This window comes from Mesorhizobium sp. M2C.T.Ca.TU.002.02.1.1 (genome assembly GCF_003997225.1).
The window spans coordinates 1-20128 of record NZ_RZTO01000004.1 but is presented as its reverse complement, the minus strand read 5'-3'; the positions used below and the strand labels follow the sequence as shown (position 1 = coordinate 20128).

The window sequence follows — 20128 nt, the reverse complement described above, 5'->3', positions numbered from 1 at the left end:
GCTCACCGCTCGATACCCGCCCCGCCTTCAAACCATCGCGTAGGCGATGTCGAGCGGAACGCGGTGGTCATCGACCGCCCGAACGCCGGCAGTGTTCTCGGCCAGAACAAGCGATGCCTTCCGTTCCTGTTCCGACATGTAACCGCCCCAGAGGGCAACCACCCCATTGGTCACGACCACGTCGGTTTCCCCGATCGACGGCCATGGTTCTTGCCGCAGCGCACCAACAATTTCCTGCCTGATACTGGCGTCGTCGTGCATCGAGACGGTGCGAGGCAGGCTCCTCCTGGCGCGAGCAAGGGCACGCACCAGATCCGCCCGGCCAACGATCCCCACGACCTGTCCGCCAACAACGACGAAGACGCGCCGGGCGCGATCGACTTCAAGCAGTGCGGCGATTTCATCGATCGGTGTGCTCAACGAAACTGTGACCACCTGCCTGGTCATGACGTCAGTCACATGGACGGAGTGCGATTTCAGATAGTCCGCCGCGAGCGCCGTGTTGTTGCCGAAGAGCCAAACCCACCACGAACACCGCGGCGCGGCTGTCCCGATCTCGGCCCTGTGGATCAGGTCCTCCTCGCTTACGACCCCGAGCAGCGCGCCCTGGTCGATCACCGCAACCGCGCTCAAACCGCGCGTGAAAAGGAGGTCGCACACTTCGTCCAACGTGCTGTCCGGCCCGACCGCGATCACCGGTGACGTCATGATATCCAATGCGACCAGCGTCCGTGCTCTGTCAGGAGACCGAATGCCCGGCAACGGAAGCACTTTGCGGTTATCGCTCTTGGACCTTCCCATCGTCTGCGCGCCTCACCGCGTCCTTCCCAAGTCGACACCCCAACGATTGGGCTTGCGACGACACCAACGCCGTCAGTTCGAACTGAAGATTCAGCCCCTTTTGCATGCAGGGCAAACGAAATTTATTGCCGCTTCAGCGCAAATAAATTGTACTAACTGGGTCTTTTCTTTTGCGGGTCCGCATGCGTTTCTAAGCGGATGATGCCTTCGCAGGCGCCAGCGAAGGCATCGGCTTTTCAAACCCATCCCGATCAGACAAGGGGGCAGACGTCGCCATGGCGATCAACTGGAACGATCTCAGCGCTCAGGAGAAAACGGCCCTGAAGCGTATGAATCGCGGACCATGCCCCGGTCTGGACGAGACCTTGGCCAGGCGCCTCATTACACTTGGGTTGGCTCAGGAGAGGCCAAGCGGGATCGGCATCAGCAGGGCGGGACGGGAACTGGTGATCGACGTCCTGCTCCGCGCGCGACCTGACCGGCCTTGATCCGGCCAAAGGCGATGCCGGCGCGCGACGCAAGGCGACGGAGGAAGCAACTCGCATCAGTGCCTTCAGGATGGGCCGCCCAATCTCCCGAACATTCGGCCGGAACGGCGATGCGCCGCTCATTTGACGACCTCCTTCAGGCCGCGTAGCGCCTCCTGCACGTCGGCCCGCGCCTCGCCCGCCTCCGGATAGACCGCATAAGCCGGATAGGTGAATTCCGGCGCGCCCTCCACGACCTCCAGTTCTCCCGCCTCGATATGCGGAGCCGCGGCGCCCCTGCGGAAATAGCCTCTCCCGCCGGCGCGCAGGATATAGCTCAAGCCCAGTGGGCCGAGTCCGACCAGCACTCCCGGCTCGCCAAATGTCGTGGAGCTGGCGCCATGCAACGCCGCGAACAGCGGCCCCCAGTCGACATAGACATAGTCTCTGGCTTGGTCTTCATCCTCGTTCACGGTTTTGACCAGGACAAGCTGCTCCTCGACAAGCAACTCCACCCGAAAGCCAGGCAGCATCTTGGGCGCGTAAAGCACCGCGATATCGAGAACCCCGGTCCTGAGCTGTTCGATGAGTTGGTCCGGCACACCAACCTGCGCGTGGATGGCGATTTCCGGACTCATCTTCCTCATCCAGACCAGCCAATCCAGCAGAAGCGGGTTCCAGAGACTGAGCTCGCCGCCCAACGCCACCACGCTTGTCCGTCCCGACGGGATGGCGAGCTGATGGCGAGCCCTCTCCCAGATCTGCACGAACGACTGCGCGTATCGTTCGAACTCGCGCCCTGCCGGCGTTAGCTGCGCGCCGTTTCGATTACGGATGAAGAGCTGACGGCCGAGTTCTTCCTCCAGCGTGCGGATGCGCGCGCTCACCGTGGTCTGGGTAACGTGAAGGCGATCCGCAGCCTTCAGAAAACTGCCCGAATGGACGATTTCAAGGAACGTTCGAGCGCGGTCGATGTCCACTGGCGCCTCCTGTTAATGCAATAATTTTGTACTCATACAGCATTTAATTCCGTTTGCCTTCCTGTTTCCCGCGGAGCACGTTTTCGCCAACGTGTGAGGCGCACGGAAACGGAGCTGACCATGGCCGAGAAGAGATACCCCGATCCGGAAATCCGGGAATACGCATCTCCGCCCTGCTTCGCGCACGAGCTTTCATCCGAATATGGCGTACAATCGGAGCCAGGAGATTCCTGGAGCTGCGTCCTGCGCTGGCGCAAGGCGGAACGTCTGAGGCTGATCGAGGAGCGCCTCGCCATCGACGCCGAGGAGAGGAGCGCCAGGTCAAACCGCATCGCCTCGCGTCTCGATCTTGCCATCGGCAAGGTCAGCGGCCACATCGTAAGCGGATATTGGCCCTTCCGCGGCGAACCCGACCTTCGCAACTGGGCGATCAAGATCATGGAACGCGGCGGCAGGATCGCGCTTCCCGTCGTCATCAGGAAAGGCTGGCCGCTGGAGTTTCGCGTCTGGAGGCCGGGCGACCCGCTTGAGCGTGGCGTTTGGAATATCCTTGTTCCCTCACGCGGTCCCTCGGTCTTGCCGGACGTCGTGATCGCGCCGGTGGTCGGCTTCGACGCAGCGAACTACCGCTTGGGATATGGCGGCGGCTTCTTTGACAGGACGCTCGCCGCGATGCACCGTCGGCCGCTGGTCGTCGGCGTGGGTTACGCAGGAAGCCGGCTGCGAACGATCTATCCGCAGCCTCACGACATTCCGATGGACGTAATCGTCACGGACGACTGAAACATCAAGCAGACAGCGTCTGGTTCCCCGATCGCGACGACGGCTGAATGTCGCCCGTCCCGGCAACCATCCGGCTTGCCTGCAATGAAAGGCAGGTAGAGCGCCATGTCGAATCCAGCAGCAACGTTCGACGACCACAAGCCCCGGTTTCTCGTCAGGTGGCTGTGGTCGACCAACCACAAGGATATCGGAACGCTCTATCTGATCTTCTCGATCATAACTGGGATCTTCGGCACCGGGCTTTCGGTGCTGATCCGGATGGAGCTCCAGGAGCCCGGGTTGCAGATATTCAGCGACCCGATGACCTACAATGTCGTCGTCAGCTCGCACGGTCTCGTCATGATCTTCTTCGTCCTCATGCCGGCGTTGATCGGCGGTTTCGGCAACTGGATGGTGCCGATCATGATCGGCGCGCCCGACATGGCGTTCCCTCGCATGAACAATATCTCGTTCTGGCTGCTGGTGATGGCGTTCATCCTCTTCATCACCTCGATATTCGTCCCGGGAGCGCCAGGCACGCTTGGCCACGGTGGTGGCTGGACGCTCTACCCGCCGCTTTCGACCTCCGGCCAACCAGGCCCAGCGGTCGACCTCGTCATTCTGTCGATCCACCTTGCGGGAGCGTCATCGATCCTCGGCGCGATCAACTTCATCACCACCATCTTCAACATGCGCGCGCCTGGCATGACGATGCACAAGATGCCGCTCTTCGCCTGGTCGATGCTGGTGACGGCCTTCATGCTTCTCATGTCGCTGCCGGTGCTTGCCGGCGCGATCACGATGCTGCTCACGGATCGCAACTTCGGCACGACATTCTTCGTTCCCGATGGCGGCGGCGACCCAATCCTCTACCAGCACCTGTTCTGGTTCTTCGGCCATCCGGAGGTCTACATCATGATCCTGCCCGGCTTCGGCATCATCAGCCACGTCATCTCGACCTTCGCCAAGAAGCCAATCTTCGGCTATGTCGGCATGGCCTATGCGATGGTGGCGATCGGCGCGATCGGCTTCGTCGTGTGGGCGCATCATATGTATACGACCGGCATCTCCGTCGACAGCCAGCGCTACTTCGCCTTCGCCTCGATGGTGATCGCCGTTCCGACGGGCGTGAAGGTGTTCTCGTGGCTGGCCACGATGTGGGGCGGGTCGATCGAGTTCAAGACGCCGATGCTGTTTGCCATCGGCTTCGTCCTGCTTTTCACCATCGGCGGCGTCACCGGGATCATGGTCGCCAGCCCCGGAATCGACCGCTCGTTGCACGACACCTACTTCGTGATCGCCCACTTCCACTACGTGCTGTCCCTGGGCGCGGTCTTCGCCATCTTCGCGGGCTTCTACTACTGGTTCCCGAAGATGACCGGCTACATGTACAGCGAAGCCTTGGGAAAACTGCATTTCTGGACGATGTTCATAGGCGTCAACCTCGTCTTCTTCCCGCAGCACTTCCTCGGCATGGCTGGCATGCCGCGCCGCACCGCCGACTATCCGGACGCTTTCGCCGGCTGGAATTTCGTCGCGTCCATCGGGTCCTACATCTCGACCGTGGGGCTGATCATCTTCTTCGTCGCCGTTGTGGAAGCTTTCAGCCGCAAGCGCACGGCCAGCGCCAATCCATGGGGCGTAGGGGCGACCACGCTTGAATGGCAGCTGCCCTCGCCGCCTCCTTACCACCAGTTCAAGCAACTGCCGCGTATACGCTGAGCGGGTGTTGTAACAACAAATGGAATCCGACCAGACCGACGATGTGGAGGTGGAAATGGATCAAGTCGCCGACGCAGGGAGCCAATGGCTTGCGATATTGCTGCTTGTGTCGTGGTGGGCGCTTCTAGGATTGCTCGACCTGATGTTTCCGAAAGCGGGTTCAGAGGTCTTGAAGCCGCTCGTTGGCCCAGCCAGCAATGCATCAAGGGAAGACGCGGCTTCCTCCGTGAGGCCTTGCGGCATGGTCAGCCGGGCCGATCCTTCTTTCGACGAGCAGCATTTCTTGCACGGCGCCGCCAGCGCCTACGAAACGATCCTGCACGCTTACGCCAAGGGTGACATGAGAACACTGCGTTTGTTGCTGTCACCGGAAGTGTTGGCTGCCTTCGAGACCGCAATTGACGAACGGAGCAGCCGCGGGTTTGAGATGGATATAACCTTCGTCTGCTTAAAGGAGGCATCAGTGACCGGCGCCGATGTGGCGAGGAGCGTTGCCGAAATTAGTGTCCGCCTCACGGCTCAGCTCATCAGCGTGACCCGTTCGGCCAGCGGCGTGCTCGTCGACGGCGATCCTCAGCGCATCATCGAAACAAGCGATGTATGGACGTTCTCGCGCGACCTTTCGCAAGGGAACCCGCAATGGCGACTTGTGGCCACAGATGAGGATGACGGGCTCAAAGCGGCATCTTGACCGCTGCTGCGGCGGCAAAGCCCGGAGTCTGCTCCGCAACGTTTCAAGAACTTGATGAAGACTATCGTTGAACTGAAATGTGCGCCCGGCCGATGTAGTCGTGAAGGTGCCATCCTACTCGAACATGATCCGAGCGGCCCCTCTTTTGGCGATCAAGGATCCGTTCGGCCTGTTGTTTGGTATAGGGACCCATCGGCCGGGTCTTTTCGTTCCCGCGGCGGACCCGGCAATACCAGTGGCTGCCGTCCGAGAGGGCGCAACCGTGCGCAGTCCCCTGCAGTGCTAAGTTCCCGTTGCAAGATGGACATGGAAAGCCGTTCATGGTGCCGCAGCCCAACATTCCTTGACATCGGGTATTTATCCGAAATTATGCAGGAAAAAGGGATCGCAAGCATGACGGGAATCGCGCTGTCGGGCGTATCAAAGCACTTTGGCGCGGTTGAGGTGATCCGCGACGTGAGCCTGGACATCGAGCCGGGAGAGCTGGTCGTGTTTCTCGGTCCGTCCGGTTCTGGCAAGACGACGCTGCTCCGGATGATCGCCGGTCTCGAAAGCATCGACGAGGGCACACTGACGATCGACGGGGTGCGCTCGGAAAACCTTGCGCCGGGCAGGCGCAACGTTGCGATGGTCTTCCAGAACTATGCGCTTTACCCACATATGACCGTCGCGGAGAACATGGCCTTTGGGCTAAGGAACATTCGGGTCGCGCCGGATGTTATACGCCGGCGGATCGCTGAGGCCGCGCGTATCTTGGAGATCGAGGTGCTGCTCAACCGGCGGCCCTCGCAGCTCTCTGGCGGACAGCGCCAGCGCGTGGCCATCGGGCGTGCGATCGTCAAGGAGCCCAAGGCATTCCTGTTCGACGAGCCACTCTCCAATCTGGACGCGGCGCTTCGAGCCCGCACACGCGTCGAGCTTGCCGAACTGCATCAACGTCTGAAGTCGACGATGATCTACGTCACCCACGATCAGGTGGAGGCGATGACGCTTGCCGACCGTATTGTGATCCTGAACAATTGCCGGATAGAGCAGATGGGAAGACCGGTCGAGGTCTATGCACGTCCCGCGTCGCGATTCGTCGCTACCTTCGTGGGGTCTCCGGCGATGAACATCCTGCCTGTTACGATTTCGGGCTCGGGCGACAGGCTCAACGTGCGCTTGGCGGATGGATCGCTTGTCGAACTTCCGGGCAGACCCGCCAACAGGGATTGGCGCGAACTAGGAGTGCGGCCGGAAGCGCTGACTGTCGTCGCGGAGGGCGGGGACGCATTAGCCACGGCCACCGTTGTCGAGCGGCTTGGGGAGCGAACGCTCATCTATGCCCGGCTCGCGGATGGGACCCAGGTGACGGCGCAAGATCGCGGGCTTTCGAGCGTCAAACCGGGCGACGCCGTTCGACTGAAGTTCGACACCACGGCCCTGCATCTCTTCGCCGCGGACGGATCGACCTGGCACGCGCACGCCGACGGGGCCTGAACCCGTAGGCGCGACGCGTTTTAGCCCTTGATACCTGCCGAGAGCGTTATCGCTTCGGTTACTCGGCGCTGGAAGAGAAGATAGGCCAGCGCCACTGGAAGGCCGGCCAGCACGGCCGCCGACAGCTGGCGCGCATAGTAGACACCGAAGGCGTCGTTGACCTGCGTGATGCCGACGGTGATCGTCATCATCTCGGTGCGGGTCACGGAGAGGAACGGCCACAAAAACGCGTTCCACGTCCAGATGAAGCAGACGATCGACAGCGCCGTCGTCACCCCCCAGTTCATCGGCATGTAGATCTTGAAGAGGATCCCGAATTCGGACGCGTTGTCCATGACCGCAGCCTCGCGGAAGTCCTTCGGGACCTGATCGAAGAACTGCTTGTACACGATGACAATGACGGGGTGGATAAGCTGCGGCAACATGATTCCGGCCCAGCTGTTGATCAGGCCGAGGTTGGCGACCAGCACGAAATGATTGATGATAAGCGCTGAAATTGGCACCATGAAGGAGGCAAGGATCAGCCACCATAGCGCGATCCGCCCTGGGAACCGCAACTGCGAGATCGCGTAGCCGCACATCATCGAGATGAAGATGGTGATGACCGTTACGCCGACCGCGACCGCGACCGAATTGATGTACCAGCTGCCGATCGGTGTGGTGGTCAGCGCGCTGATGTAGTTCTCCAGCGTCGGCGTCTCGGGCCAGAGTTCGATGTAAGGCCGGACGACCTCACTGTCCGGTTTGAGCGATGAGATCACACCCCAATAGAGCGGGAACGCCCAGAGGATGGCGCAGACGAGCGTCAGTGCCGTGATGATCCCGCCCCAAAAGTTCCAGCGTTGCGCGGCCATGACGTTCATCGGCGCCGCCTTTCGGCGAACCGGAGCAGTTGGAATTGCAGGACCGAGACGACGACCACAAGCACGAAAAGGGTCACGGCGACAGCAGCCGCCCTGCCTCCCTGGTTCTGCTGGAAGGCCTTCTGGAAGACGTAATAGACGAGCACCATGTTGTCGTTCGGCCGGCCGCCGATCGAGAACAGATAGACCTGGTCGAATATCTTGAGTTGCAGGATCAGTTGGATGGTGAACACCAGCGAGGTGACCGGCCACAGCAGCGGCCAGGTGATGCGCCGGAACGTGGTCCATCGCGTCGAGTTGTCGAGCGCCGCGGCTTCGTAGATCTCCGCCGGTATGGACCGCAGTCCAGCGAGGAAGAGGAGGATCGAGAAGCCCGCGGTCCACCAGATCGTCACCCCGGCCACAGCCGGCAAGAACCAGACGCGCGACTTGAAGACCGGCACGCGCGGGACTCCGAGCCAGTCCAGCGCATGCATCGCGATCCCGAACTGGAAATTCAGCGTCCAGTCCCAGATCAGGTAGACTACGGACACCGGCAGGATGTAGGGCAGGAAGAACAGCGCCAGAACGATCGCCTGGAGCCGGCCCTTGAGGCGCGACACGCCAAGCGCGATCAACAGGGCGATGAGTGTTCCGGGGACGACTGTCATCAGCACGAAGTAAGCGGTGTTCCAGACCGCGCGCCGGAACATCGGGTCGTTGTCGAGCCGCAGGTAGTTGTCGAGACCAACCCACCGACCAGCGCCGATCAGCGGCGCGTCGGTAAAGGAGATGCGGAACATCTGGACCGTCGGATAGACGAACGCCAGCAGGTAGATCGCCAGGAAGGGGGCGACCAGCACCAGTGCGACAAGACGTTCGGTGCGGAAGTTACGAAGCATGGCTCTTCCTCAAGTATGGCTGGGATCGCTCTGGACCGGGCGTTCCCAGCCTTTTGAGCCTACATGCTGTTCAGCTCTTCCTTGATGGATTTCACCGCCTCGGCCGGATCCATCTCTCCGTTGAGGGTCGGCACGAAATAATTGGACATGATGTCGAAGATCGGCCCGGCGACACCAGCCTTGGGCGACTTTGGATCGAAGATCATGTTGGCCGTCAGCGTCGAGTAGGTCGCGTTTGGCTGCATCGCCTTGTATTCAGCCGTTTCGGTGACTGGCTTGTAGGCCGGAATGTGGCCTGCCGTGGCCCAGAACAGCGAGTGCTTGTCCATCCATGAGATCACCTCGAGAACCGCGGCACGCTTTTGCGGGCTGATCTCCTTGCCCTTGTTCTTTGGAATTGCGAACGAGTGGCTGTCGGCATAGGTGCATGGCTTGTCGAAGATCACCGGGATCTCGACGGCGCCCCAGTCGAACAGCTTGCCTTGCTTGGCGAGGTCGGTCATCGTGGGAACCTCCCAGACGCCGTTGATCATCATTGCGGCCTTGCCCGAGGTGAACAGGGCGACGGTCGCGGGATAGTCCGTGTAGGTCGACTGCAGCCCTGCCTTCGTCCACCCTTGCAGAACCGCTAGCGCCTTCTCCAGCTTTTCGGGATTGTCCCCGGCGAGGAACTCGTTGCCCGTCAGAAGCTCGCCGCCTTGCTGGCACACCAGCGAGTAAATGGTGCGGTACATGAAGTTGCCGTCCGCAGTGACACTGCCCAACGGGAACTCGACCCCGGCGTCCTTCAACTTCTTGAGTGTGGCGGTAAACTCGTCCTTGTTGCCCATGCCCATGGGACGGCCGTCGCCGCCAAGCACGCCTGCCTTCTTCAGGAGGTCGCGATTGTAGTAAAGGACGATTGGATGGGTATCGAGCGGCACTGCGTATTGCCTGCCGTCGACCGTCACGGCGTCCATCGTCGTCTGGGAGAAATCCGAGGCCGATAGGCCCATCTTGCTCATGTCGTCGGCGGTGATTTCCTCGAGAATGTCCTGGCTCACCGCCAAGGGGATGCGGCTGGCGTGATAGGTCATGACGTCTGGCGCCTCACCGACCGCGGCCGAGGTCTGCACCTTCGTATAGAAGGGCGTCCCCCACTCCAGCGTCGTGGCGTCGATCTTGATCTTGCCGGCGTGGGCGGTGTTGAAGTCGGTGATCATCTGCTTCATGCGCACACCGTCACCGCCACCGAGGAAATCCCACCATATGACGGTTTCCTCGGCCTGGGCCGCTACGGACCAGAATCCTCCGGCCGCAACCACCGCTACGGCCATCATCCTGCGAAAGTTCATCTCAGCTTCCTCCCGAGCACGGCGGTTGGATCCGCCTTGAACCTCTCAATGCTACACCAAACCAATCCGCCCGCAACGGATTTTACGATATATATCTGATAGTCGGATATTAACTCAGAGCGTCACACGAACCATCGAGTAGGAGTGCGGCGGCAGGTTCAGCGTCATTCCCTTGCCGCTGAGCGCTGCCCCGTTGCCTTTGACCGGCGATACGTTGTCGGGCGCGTCCTTCGTGTTGCAGGCCTCGAGATCGTCATGACGGATGACCGTATGCTCGATGGACTTGGCGGCAAACCGATCGAGGGCGATTTCCGCCTCTATCGTCTCGGATCCATGCCGGTTGATTGCGAAGAAGGTCAGCGTGCCGGCGTTTGAATCGTGCACGCCCGCAATGTCGAGCCACGGCACCTTGTCGGCCGCGGCCGCGTTATAGGTAGGCACCTCGACCGCGAGTTGCAGCGCGGTGCCGCGGCCATGCCTGGAGGCCAGCATGAAAGGCCAGTAGATCGTTTGCCGCCAGGCGCTGCCGCCGGGCTCCGTCATGATCGGCGCGATAACGTTCACCAGCTGCGCAATGCAGGCGATGCGAACAATATCCGACCGTCGGATGAAGGTGTTGATGATGCAGCCGACTTGCAGCACGTCCTCGAAATTGTAGATGTCTTCCAGAAGCCTGGGCGCTTCCGGCCAGTCCCAGCGGCGCATCCGCTCGGCGTCCTGCTTGCGCTGATGGTACCAGACGTTCCACTCGTCGAAGGAAATCTTCACGTCCCGTTTCGAGCGGGTCTTGGCCTTCACGTAGTCGATGATGCCGGAAACCGTGCCGATGTAGCGATCGAGCTTGGCGGGAAGAGCGAGATATTCGGCCGTATTCTTCTCGTAGTTCTCGAAATACATATGGAGAGAGATATAGTCGACCTGCTCGTAGGTCGCTTCCAGCACGGTTGCTTCCCACTGCGGATAGGTCGGCATATTGGAATGCGACGAGCCACAGACGACCAGTTCCACCGTCGGGTCGAGGCCGCGCAGCGCCTTGGCGGTCTCGTTGGCGAGATGGCCGTATTCGCCCGCCGACTTGTTGCCGACCTGCCACGGGCCGTCCATCTCATTGCCGAGACACCAGAGGCGGCAGTTCCAGGGTTGCGCGCGTCCGTTCTTGGCCCTGAGGTCGGACCAGTAGCTGCCGCCCGGGTGGTTGACGTACTCGACGAAGGCCCGCGCCTCGTCGAGGCCGCGGGAACCGAGATTGACGGCAAGCATCATCTCGGTGCCGGCCTTTTCGGCCCAGTCGGCGAATTCGTGGATTCCAACCAGGTTCGGCTCCGTGGTGCGCCAGGCAAGATCGAGCCGCCGCGGGCGGTTCTCCTTTGGGCCTATGCCGTCTTCCCAATTGTAGGCCGACACGAAGTTGCCACCCGGGTAGCGGCAGATCGGAGTGTCGAGCGCACGCACCAGCTCGATCACGTCCTTGCGCATCCCCTGTGCGTCCGCTTGTGGATGTCCGGGCTCGTAGATGCCCGTATAGATCGCCCGGCCGAGATGCTCGAGAAACGAGCCGTAAAGACGTTTGTCGGTATCCGCGACGGCATAGGCCGCGTTCGCCGTGACTCTGGCCTTCATGATCCCTCCCGCGGATTATCAATCTGACTTTCCGGTCTATATCCAGGTCTCGGATCAGTTAATGGCGGAGTTCGGTCGCCCGTCAAGGGCCTTATGCATGTCGCCCAGAAGTGTGCGCGGTTCTGGGACAACGACATGCATCAAAACAAAGACTTGAAGCGCGTCGCCTGAATCCGGTTCAGCGCGAGGCGCTTTAAGATGCCCTCAAGCCTTCAGCAGGCGCAGAACGATGTCGTTGCTGTAATTGCCGAAGCCGCTGCCGAAGATATTTACCCCGCCAGGGTGACGCGCATCTTCCTTCACGCCGATTCTGATCCGGATCGAGCGGTGCCGCTCGAGCTCCAGATCGGCCAGCGAGCATTTGGAAACCTTGTCATTGTTGCGATAGGTGCCGTTGTTCGTGACGCGCCAGTGTGCGAGGTCGCCATACTGCGATCCGGCCAGCTTCCACCAGCCGGGCGTATGCTTGCCGCGCTTGTCCCCATAGTCGGCCGGCGCCGTCCAGGTATCGATCTCGTGCCCGTTGATCGCCACCGTGATGTCCGATGGCCAATCCTTCGATGTGCCCGGCACCTCCGACGAAAGCTCCATCGCCAGTTCCAACCCGCCGACCTTGGCATTGGCAAGCGTGGCATTGTTGGGAAACTGGTATTCGACGAAGCCGCGCGTGAACCATAGCAGCCCTGCCCGCATACGATCGGGATCGAGGAAGGTGTCGGGCACATCGAGAAGTCCGATGACGCCGTCCTTCGAGCACAGGCCGCAGGGAGCGGAGACTTCGCATCTCGTATAGAGTCCAAGCGGCATCGCCACTTCTATGACGCCGAGATCCTGCGCCGGGGTGCGGTCCTTGAAGACGACAACCAACTCGGAGAAGGTCGAATAGCAGACCTTTTGGCTTCCCTTGCGCGCCTTCTGTGATTTCGTCTCGATCAAACCCACATCGACAAGAACCTGGATATTTGCGGAAATCGTCGATTGCGGAAGACCCAGCTCCTCGGCCACTTGATTGACGTTTTTCGGCCCCTTGCGGTGCAGCAGATCGAGAATCCGGACCCGGACCTCGCTCGCCAGGCTCTTCAACAAGTCAAGCCGCTCAAGCGGATCGACAACCATGATTTCATTCGACATATGGCCCCGCACGCGTGACACGGTGTTATGTATCAGCAGATCAGATACAAATAAAGGCGCGTTATGGAGTGAACCGCCTGGCGGACAGATCTTCGCAATGATTTCGCCACCTAGAGGTTGACCAGCAGGCCGCCACGAATCGTGCCGTCTGGTGACCCGGCTCACTGGACATCGCGCCCTCGGCGGCTCGATACTCCCATGCGTCTGCATAAACTCGGAGGCGTTGCGATGCCAGAAGGCAACCCGAATGCGACTGCAAACGATCGACGCAATGAAACGAAGGAGAGCAAGACAAAACCCGTTGGCGACACTCCTGCCGATGCAGGCGACCAGGCTGCCGGCTCAATAGCCACGAGCGCCGGCGAAACGGCCGCCTCCACGGGTCTCGCCAGTGCTGCCATCGGAGCTGGAGCCAGCGGCAACGCAACTACCGACACGAGCGACAAGAACGGTGAGGCCAGCGCAAAGCGGGACCCCGACAGTTCAAGCGGCTAGTCGCTCCGCGAAAGAAGGGGCCGCGTCCTGCAGCTCGCTCTTTCGCACCATCGTGAGCAGGTAAAGCCGCATCCCAAGACGGATCACGGGAAGCGTGGCGACGTGCTCGAGCTGCCTCAGCATCACGCGAATTTCCGACGGTGAAAGCGAGCGGTCCTTCGGAACGAATGTGGCGATGGATGCAGGCCTACCTCATCAGCCGGATTAGCCACCTTCTCCCCGCGCAGGATCGCGAAGCCGAAAATCTGCTTGAGTATGTCCCGCACGTGGATGGCAGTGGGCGACGCGCCACGTTCAACGATGCTGTATTTCCGGCGACGTTGAAGTAAACCTGAATCATTCCCACTCGATCGTGCCGGGCGGCTTCGACGTCACGTCGTAGACCACGCGGTTGATGCCCTTGACCTCGTTGATGATGCGCGTGGCGGCGGCGCCGAGGAAGGCCATGTCGTAGTGGTAGAAATCGGCCGTCATGCCGTCGACGGACGTCACGGCGCGCAGCGCGCAGACGAATTCATAGGTGCGGCCGTCGCCCATGACGCCGACTGTCTGCACCGGCAAAAGCACGGCGAAGGCCTGCCAGATGGCGTCGTAGAGGCCGGCCTTGCGGATCTCGTCGAGATAGATGGCGTCGGCCTCGCGCAGGATCTCCAGCTTCTCGCGGGTGATGCCGCCCGGGCAGCGAATGGCAAGGCCGGGGCCCGGGAAGGGGTGACGGCCGATGAAGCTCTCGGGCAGGCCGAGTTCCTTGCCCAGCGCCCTCACCTCGTCCTTGAACAGTTCGCGCAGCGGCTCGACCAGCTTCATGTTCATGCGCTCGGGCAGGCCGCCGACATTGTGGTGCGACTTGATCGTCACCGACGGGCCGCCGGAGAAGGAGACGCTCTCGATCACGTCGGGATAGAGCGTGCCCTGGGCCAGGAAATCGGCGCCGCCGAGCTTCTTCGCCTCTTCCTCGAACACCTCGATGAACAGCCGGCCGATGGTCTTGCGCTTCTTCTCCGGATCGGCCTCGCCTTCCAGCGCCGAGATGAAGCGGTCGGAGGCGTCGACCAGGATCAGCGGCAGGTTGTAGTGCTGGCGGAACATCTCCACCACGCTTTGCGCCTCGTCCTTGCGCATCAGACCGTGGTCGACGAGGATGCAGGTCAATTGGTCACCAACCGCCTCGTGGATGAGGAGCGCCGCGACCGAAGAATCGACGCCGCCCGAGAGCGCGCAGATGACCTTGCCCTTGCCGACCTGCTTGCGGATCGTCTCGACCGCGTGCTCGCGATAGGCGCGCATCGTCCAGTCGCCCTCTATACCGGCGATGTTGTGGACGAAGTTGCGGAGCAGCCTGGCGCCGTCCGGCGTGTGCACCACCTCGGGGTGGAACATGATGCCGTACATCTTGCGCTCGATATCGCCGAAGATGGCGAAGGGCGAGCTCTCCGACTTGCCGAGCACCTTGAAGCCCGGCGGCAGTTCGATGACACGGTCGCCATGGCTCATCCACACCTGGTGGCGCTGGCCGGGCGCCCAGAGGCCTTCGAACAGCGGACTGTCCTTCTCGATCTCGACGAAGGCGCGGCCGAACTCGCGATGGTTGGAGCTCTCGGCGATGCCGCCCATCTGCACGCAGAGCGCCATCTGGCCGTAGCAGATGCCGAGCACCGGCACGCCGGCGTCGAAGACGATCTGCGGCGCGCGCGGGCTGCCGATGTCGGTGGTCGAGGCCGGGCCGCCCGACAGGATCACCGCTTTCGGCTTGATGCGCTTGAAGGCCGCTTCAGCCGATTGGAACGGCACGATCTCGGAAAAGACGCCGGCCTCACGGATGCGGCGGGCGATGAGCTGCGTGAACTGGCTGCCGAAATCGACAATCAGTACGGTGTCGGTGTGATTGGCTGTCGTCATGGCGAGCCTTTAGAGAAAGAAACGAGTCGGCGCAATGGGCTCCGCGCCGCGGCTTTCGGTCCTTTAGCCCTCACCCAGCCCGATCGCGCCGGATTCGATCGCCTGCTCCAGCAAGCCGATGGCCGCAGCCAGCTTCTCATCGATCACATGCAGATATTCCGTCCAGTCGTTGACGTGTCTGAGATCGGCCGCGCCGTCGGAAATGCCGCGGAGCCCAATCAGCGGCACGCCGAACAGCTGGCAGGCGCGCAGGCAGGCGAAGGTCTCCATGTCGACCATATCGGCGTCGATGGCGTCATAGGCGGCGCCGGAAATGATCGCGCCGCCGGTCGAGAGCGAGGCGGCCTTGATGCCCGGAATGACGAAGGGCAACGGCACCGTCACCGGCAGGTCGAGGAAGGGCGTGGCGCCCTTCTCGAAGCCGAGCGGCGAAACGTCCATGTCGCGATAGCTCACCGACACGGCCTGGTAGATTTCGGCCTGCTCCAGCTTGCGGCTGCCGGCAGAGCCCAGCGAGACGACCAGGTCCGGCAGCGCTCCCTCGGCCTTCAACGCGGCCAGCTCTGCGCCCAGCCTGACACCAGCCTCGACCGGACCGACGCCGGTCATCAGCGGCGTGAACAGGTTTTTGAGGTGCGGGCCGTATTCGGCCTCCACCGCCATGACGAAGAGAACAGCCTTGTCTCCAATTCGCGTGGCGTTTGCCATGGGTCACCCCTCGATACCGTCGCGACCGACCACCGTCATCATTGTGCCGGTCATGGTGGCGATCAGCTTGGCCTCGCCATCGGCGGCGAACGCGTAGGCCTGCCCGTCGGCGACGATGATGGTGCGGCCGGGCTTTGTCACGGAGCCGCGGAACAGGAAGCGCTCGCCCCTGCCCGGCGCTAAGAGGTTCACCTTGAACTCGATGGTCAGCACGCTGGAATTCTGCGGCATCAGCGAGAATGCGGCGTAGCCGCAGGCGGAGTCCAGCGCGGTCGAGATGACGCCGGCATGCAGGAAGCCGTGCTGCTGGGTGAGCGAGGCCGCATAAGGCATCTCGATCTCGATGATGCCGGGCGTCACCAGCGTCAGCTCCGCGCCGATGGTGGCCATCGCATTCTGGCGGGCAAAGGAAGTCCTGACGCGTTCCTCATAGTCAGGAGCGGGTACGATCTTGGCTGCCATGGTCTTCGCCTCACGTTTTGCTGGCGAAGCTTATTGCAGAGCCAGGCGAGACAGGCAATCGCTTATGTTGCAGCGCAGCAAAAGGCGGTCGATCTCAGGCGGCCCTGCGCAAGGCATGGAGGTAGAACCCGTCGGTACCGCTCAGTGCCGGCGACAGCGAGATACCGCCGGTATCGGCAATGCGCGCGGCCCCTTCATGGCCTGGGAAGCGGCTGTCCCAGAGCTGGCGGTGATCGACCGGCGCGAAGCCTTCATGGCGCGCGCGAAACGCCGCGACCTGCTCGCCGTTCTCGGCATCGAACACCGAACAGGTGACGTAAACCAGCAGGCCGCCCGGTTTGACGAAGGCCTGCGCGGTGTCGAGGATCGCCTGCTGCTCCCCTCTTCGGGCATCGAGCTGCCGCTCGGTCAGCCGCCATTTGGCATCCGGACGGCGACGCCAGGTACCGCTGCCGGTGCAGGGCGCATCGATCAGCACGAGGTCCATATGCCCGGCAAGCGGTGCAAGCTCCGCGGGCTTGCTGACGACCTGGACGTTGCGGTTGTGCGATCGGCGGATGCGTTCGAAGATCGGCGCCAGCCGCACCTTTTCCGAGTCATGGGCAAAGAGCTGGCCCCGATTGTCCATCTCGGCCGACAGCGCCAGCGTCTTGCCGCCGGCGCCGGCGCAATAGTCGAGCACCTGCATGCCGGGCGCGGCCCCGGCGAGCGCCGCGGCAAGCTGCGAGCCTTCGTCCTGCACTTCGAACCAGCCTTTCTGGAAAGCGGGCTCGGCCTGCACGTTGGGATGCCTGCCGTCGCCGTCGATCGGCGGGATGCGGATGCCATGCGGCGCGATTGCCGTCGGCTTGGCGCCCGTGCCCTGGAGCTCGGCCAGCACCTTGGCGCGATCGGCCTGGAGCGTGTTGACCCTGAGATCCAGCGGCGGGCGCTGGGCGAGCGCCGCGCCTTCCTCGACCCAGGCGGCGCCATAGGCCTGCTCGAGCAACGGCGCGCACCAGTCCGGAACATCCGCCCGCACCGCCTCGGGCGCCTCGTCAAGCCGGCGCTCGGCGGCCGCCTTCAACTCGGACGCGCTGAGCAGCGGCGGCGCGAATTTGTCGCCGTCCAGCGCATCGTTGAGCGACTGCGCCGTCTGCCCCCACTCCAACAGAAGCGCGCCGAAGCCGATGGCGCGCGGTGTCTCCTCGCCGAACAGCCAGCCGGCCGAGCGTCTGCGGCGCAGCGCGTCATAGACGATGTTGCCGATCGCCGCGCGATCGCCGCCGCCGGCGAAGCGATGCGACAGGCCCCAGTCGCGCAAGGCGTCGGCCACCGGCCGGTGGCGACGGCCGATGTCTTCGAGAACCTCTATGGCCGCCGCCAGCCTTCCGCCCAGTCGCATCCCGTTTTCCGTAGCTGTTACAAATCGGTTTCCAGCCCGCTCATAAAGCCTTTCAGGCCAGGATTGAAACAGTTCCGTTCGGTTTGCCGATGAAATGGCGTTTCAAGAGCGGGCGATTTGGCCGAACGATTTTTCCATGGTGGGAGCCCGAGCCAGGAAACAAGAACAATCGATCAGAACATGAAAGACTTCTAATGTTTTTGATTGGCGCCTGCAAGAAAGCCCGCCGACTTAACCTCTCAGCTTTCCAAGTGTTTCCGGCAGGAATACTCTTCCGGCAGTGATTCGCGACGCGGGAAACGCGATTTCGACGGATCCTATGAGGAGAGGGCAATGAAGACTTATCTGGCAGAAGTTCTCGGCACGTTTTTGTTGGTGTTCATCGGCACGGCCTCCGTGGTCACGGGCGGTTTCGGCGGCGCGCTGCCGCTCGGACAGGAAGGCATCGGCCTGGCGTTCGGCATCGGCCTGATCGCCGCGGCCTATGCGATCGGCCCGATCTCGGGCGCGCATCTCAATCCGGCGGTGACGCTCGGCGTGTTCCTGGCGGGGCGGATGCCGGCCAAGGATGTCGTTCCTTACTGGATCGCGCAGATCATCGGCGCCATCATCGCTTCGCTGGCGCTGTGGATCATCGTTTCCGGCCAGGCCGGCGGCCACACCGGCGGCTTCGGCGCCAATGGCTGGGACGAAGCGAAATGGGGCATGAGCTCGGCCTTCCTGTGGGAGCTGATCGGCACCTTCACCTTCGTCACGGTAATCCTCGGCGTCACCAACGCCAAGCACACCACCGCCTTCGCCGGCCTGGTCATCGGCCTGACGCTGGCAGGCATCCACTTCGCCATGATCCCGGTGACCGGCACCTCGGTCAATCCGGCGCGCTCGATCGGCCCGGCGCTGTTTTCGGGAGGTGCCGCGCTCAGCCAGCTCTGGCTGTTCATCGTCGCGCCGCTGATCGGCGGGGCGATTGCCGGTGTCGTCGCCAAGGCCGGCATCTTCGAAAAAGACTGATCGCAGTTCGACAAAAAGTTAAAAGGCGCGGACATGACCCGCGCCTTTTTTTGAGCTCTCGGCGAACCGCTCCATCTCTTTGTTTTGACGCGATCCCGGGCAGAAGGCTACGGCGAAGTCGCCGAGCCTAACCGCTCACGCTCTTCCTGAAATCGCTCTAGAAGCGATCGGCGTTCATCACCTTGTTCCACGCCGTCACGAAGTCGGTGGCGAACTTCTGCTTCGCGTCGGCGGTCGCATAGACTTCCGCCAGCGCCCGCAGTTGCGAGTGCGAACCGAAGATGAGATCGGCGCGCGTGCCGGTCCACTTCACTTCGCCCGTCTTGCGGTCGCGGCCCTCGAACACGTCCTTGGCGTCCGACGTCGCCTTCCACTCCGTACCCATGTCGAGCAGGTTGACGAAGAAGTCGTTGGTCAGCGTACCGGGGTGCTTGGTGAACACGCCATGCTCGGACTGGCCGGCATTGGCGCCGAGCACGCGCAGGCCGCCGACCAGCACTGTCATCTCCGGCGCCGTCAACGTCAGCAGTTGTGCCCGGTCTACCAACGCCTCCTCGGCGGTCAGGCGCTGCCTGCCTCGGGAATAGTTGCGGAAACCGTCGACGGTCGGCTCCAGCGGCGCGAAGGAATGCGTGTCCGTCTGCTCCTGCGAGGCGTCCGTGCGGCCAGGCGTGAAGGCCACCTTGACGTCCTGGCCGGCATCCTTGGCCGCCTTCTCGACCGCCGCGGCGCCACCGAGCACGATCAGGTCGGCGAGCGAGACCTTCTTGCCGCCCGACTGCGTGGCGTTGAAGTCCTTCTGGATCGCCTCGAGCTTCTGCAACACCTTGGCGAGCTGTGCCGGCTGGTTGACGTCCCAGTCCTTCTGCGGGCTGAGCCGGATGCGCGCGCCGTTGGCGCCGCCGCGCTTGTCGGAACCACGGAACGTCGACGCCGACGCCCAGGCCGTCGAGACCAGTTCGGCGACCGAAAGGCCGGAGCCGAGGATCTTCGCCTTCAACGCCGCGACGTCGGCATCGTCGACCAGCTCGTGATCGACCGCCGGGATCGGGTCCTGCCAGATCAGCTCTTCCTTCGGCACGAGCGGGCCGAGATAGCGAACGCGCGGCCCCATGTCGCGATGGGTCAGCTTGAACCAGGCACGCGCAAAGGCGTCGGCAAACTGATCGGGGTTCTCGTAAAAGCGACGCGAGATCTTCTCGTATTCGGGATCGAAGCGCAGCGCGAGGTCGGTGGTCAGCATCGAGGGCGCGTGGCGCTTCGAGGCATCATGCGCGTCCGGGACCGTGCCGTTGCCCATGCCGTGCTTCGGCTTCCACTGATGCGCGCCGGCCGGGCTCTTGGTCAGCTCCCATTCGTAGCCGAACAGGTTCCAGAAGAAGTTGTTGGTCCATTTGGTCGGCGTCGTCGTCCAGATCACCTCGAGGCCGCTGCCGAT

18 protein-coding genes and 1 pseudogene are annotated in these 20128 nt (G+C 62.4%); 6 read left to right on the top strand and 13 right to left on the bottom strand.

Annotated features, from left to right (window positions below; translation table 11 throughout):
• Positions 1-27 precede the first annotated feature (27 nt).
• Together EOD07_RS00570 and EOD07_RS00565 are read right to left on the bottom strand one after the other, a co-directional pair.
• The gene (locus EOD07_RS00570) at positions 28-708 is read right to left on the bottom strand and encodes a CBS domain-containing protein (RefSeq protein WP_164771999.1); all 681 of its coding nucleotides are present in this window, start codon (positions 706-708) and stop codon (positions 28-30) included.
• Between the two features lie 700 nt (positions 709-1408).
• Entirely contained in the window at positions 1409-2248 is an 840-nt protein-coding gene (locus tag EOD07_RS00565) for a LysR family transcriptional regulator (protein WP_127233504.1), read from the bottom strand.
• A gap of 120 nt (positions 2249-2368) precedes the next feature.
• Here EOD07_RS00565 and EOD07_RS00560 point away from each other — a divergent pair, with 120 nt between their 5' ends.
• The 4 genes from EOD07_RS00560 (at position 2369) to EOD07_RS00545 (ending at position 6902) form a co-directional block, all read left to right on the top strand.
• Positions 2369-3031, top strand: coding sequence for a 5-formyltetrahydrofolate cyclo-ligase (locus tag EOD07_RS00560; RefSeq protein WP_127233503.1), 663 nt, complete (start codon positions 2369-2371; stop codon positions 3029-3031).
• Between the two features lie 105 nt (positions 3032-3136).
• The gene (gene ctaD, locus EOD07_RS00555; RefSeq protein WP_127233502.1) at positions 3137-4732 is read left to right on the top strand and encodes a cytochrome c oxidase subunit I; all 1596 of its coding nucleotides are present in this window, start codon (positions 3137-3139) and stop codon (positions 4730-4732) included.
• Positions 4733-4751: 19 nt separating this feature from the next.
• The gene (locus tag EOD07_RS00550) at positions 4752-5423 is read left to right on the top strand and encodes a Tim44/TimA family putative adaptor protein (RefSeq protein WP_127233501.1); all 672 of its coding nucleotides are present in this window, start codon (positions 4752-4754) and stop codon (positions 5421-5423) included.
• Positions 5424-5816: 393 nt separating this feature from the next.
• Positions 5817-6902 carry an ABC transporter ATP-binding protein gene (locus EOD07_RS00545; RefSeq protein WP_127233517.1) on the top strand — a complete coding sequence of 362 codons (1086 nt, stop codon included), beginning with the start codon at positions 5817-5819 and terminating at the stop codon, positions 6900-6902.
• Positions 6903-6922: 20 nt separating this feature from the next.
• Here the strand turns inward: EOD07_RS00545 and EOD07_RS00540 are convergent, their stop codons facing one another.
• The 5 genes from EOD07_RS00540 to EOD07_RS00515 form a co-directional block, all read right to left on the bottom strand.
• Positions 6923-7765, bottom strand: coding sequence for a carbohydrate ABC transporter permease (locus EOD07_RS00540; RefSeq protein WP_127233500.1), 843 nt, complete (start codon positions 7763-7765; stop codon positions 6923-6925).
• Entirely contained in the window at positions 7762-8646 is an 885-nt protein-coding gene (locus EOD07_RS00535) for a sugar ABC transporter permease (protein WP_127233499.1), read from the bottom strand. The genes EOD07_RS00540 and EOD07_RS00535 overlap by 4 nt, the downstream gene beginning before the upstream one ends.
• A gap of 59 nt (positions 8647-8705) precedes the next feature.
• Positions 8706-9980 (bottom strand): extracellular solute-binding protein, encoded by a 1275-nt coding sequence (locus tag EOD07_RS00530; protein ID WP_127233498.1) that lies wholly within the window; start codon positions 9978-9980, stop codon positions 8706-8708.
• A 114-nt stretch (positions 9981-10094) separates the two neighbouring features.
• Positions 10095-11600, bottom strand: a complete 1506-nt coding sequence (locus tag EOD07_RS00525) for an alpha-N-arabinofuranosidase (RefSeq protein ID WP_127233497.1) — start codon at positions 11598-11600, stop codon at positions 10095-10097.
• 204 nt (positions 11601-11804) lie between these two features.
• Positions 11805-12731 carry a transcriptional regulator gene (locus tag EOD07_RS00515; protein ID WP_127233516.1) on the bottom strand — a complete coding sequence of 309 codons (927 nt, stop codon included), beginning with the start codon at positions 12729-12731 and terminating at the stop codon, positions 11805-11807.
• Between the two features lie 228 nt (positions 12732-12959).
• Here EOD07_RS00515 and EOD07_RS00510 point away from each other — a divergent pair, with 228 nt between their 5' ends.
• On the top strand, positions 12960-13226 hold the full coding sequence (locus tag EOD07_RS00510; protein ID WP_127233496.1) for a hypothetical protein: 267 nt from the start codon (positions 12960-12962) through the stop codon (positions 13224-13226).
• A gap of 21 nt (positions 13227-13247) precedes the next feature.
• Here EOD07_RS00510 and EOD07_RS38325 read toward each other — a convergent pair.
• The 5 genes and pseudogenes from EOD07_RS38325 to EOD07_RS00485 form a co-directional block, all read right to left on the bottom strand.
• A pseudogene (locus tag EOD07_RS38325) lies at positions 13248-13528 on the bottom strand (integrase); the annotation flags it as partial.
• Positions 13529-13562: 34 nt separating this feature from the next.
• On the bottom strand, positions 13563-15125 hold the full coding sequence (gene guaA / locus EOD07_RS00500) for a glutamine-hydrolyzing GMP synthase (RefSeq protein WP_127233495.1): 1563 nt from the start codon (positions 15123-15125) through the stop codon (positions 13563-13565).
• Positions 15126-15188: 63 nt separating this feature from the next.
• Positions 15189-15833, bottom strand: coding sequence for a 5'-methylthioadenosine/S-adenosylhomocysteine nucleosidase (locus EOD07_RS00495; RefSeq protein ID WP_127233494.1), 645 nt, complete (start codon positions 15831-15833; stop codon positions 15189-15191).
• Between the two features lie 3 nt (positions 15834-15836).
• The gene (locus EOD07_RS00490) at positions 15837-16295 is read right to left on the bottom strand and encodes a PaaI family thioesterase (RefSeq protein WP_073989711.1); all 459 of its coding nucleotides are present in this window, start codon (positions 16293-16295) and stop codon (positions 15837-15839) included.
• A gap of 94 nt (positions 16296-16389) precedes the next feature.
• Positions 16390-17679, bottom strand: coding sequence for an RsmB/NOP family class I SAM-dependent RNA methyltransferase (locus EOD07_RS00485; RefSeq protein WP_127233493.1), 1290 nt, complete (start codon positions 17677-17679; stop codon positions 16390-16392).
• Positions 17680-18012: 333 nt separating this feature from the next.
• Between EOD07_RS00485 and EOD07_RS00480 the strand changes: the two genes are divergently transcribed.
• Positions 18013-18690: an MIP family channel protein gene (locus EOD07_RS00480; protein ID WP_027164332.1), complete on the top strand. Its 678-nt coding sequence runs from the start codon at positions 18013-18015 to the stop codon at positions 18688-18690.
• Between the two features lie 157 nt (positions 18691-18847).
• Here the strand turns inward: EOD07_RS00480 and EOD07_RS00475 are convergent.
• Positions 18848-20128: peroxidase family protein (locus EOD07_RS00475; protein ID WP_348627725.1), on the bottom strand; the 1281-nt coding region annotated here is incomplete at its 5' end.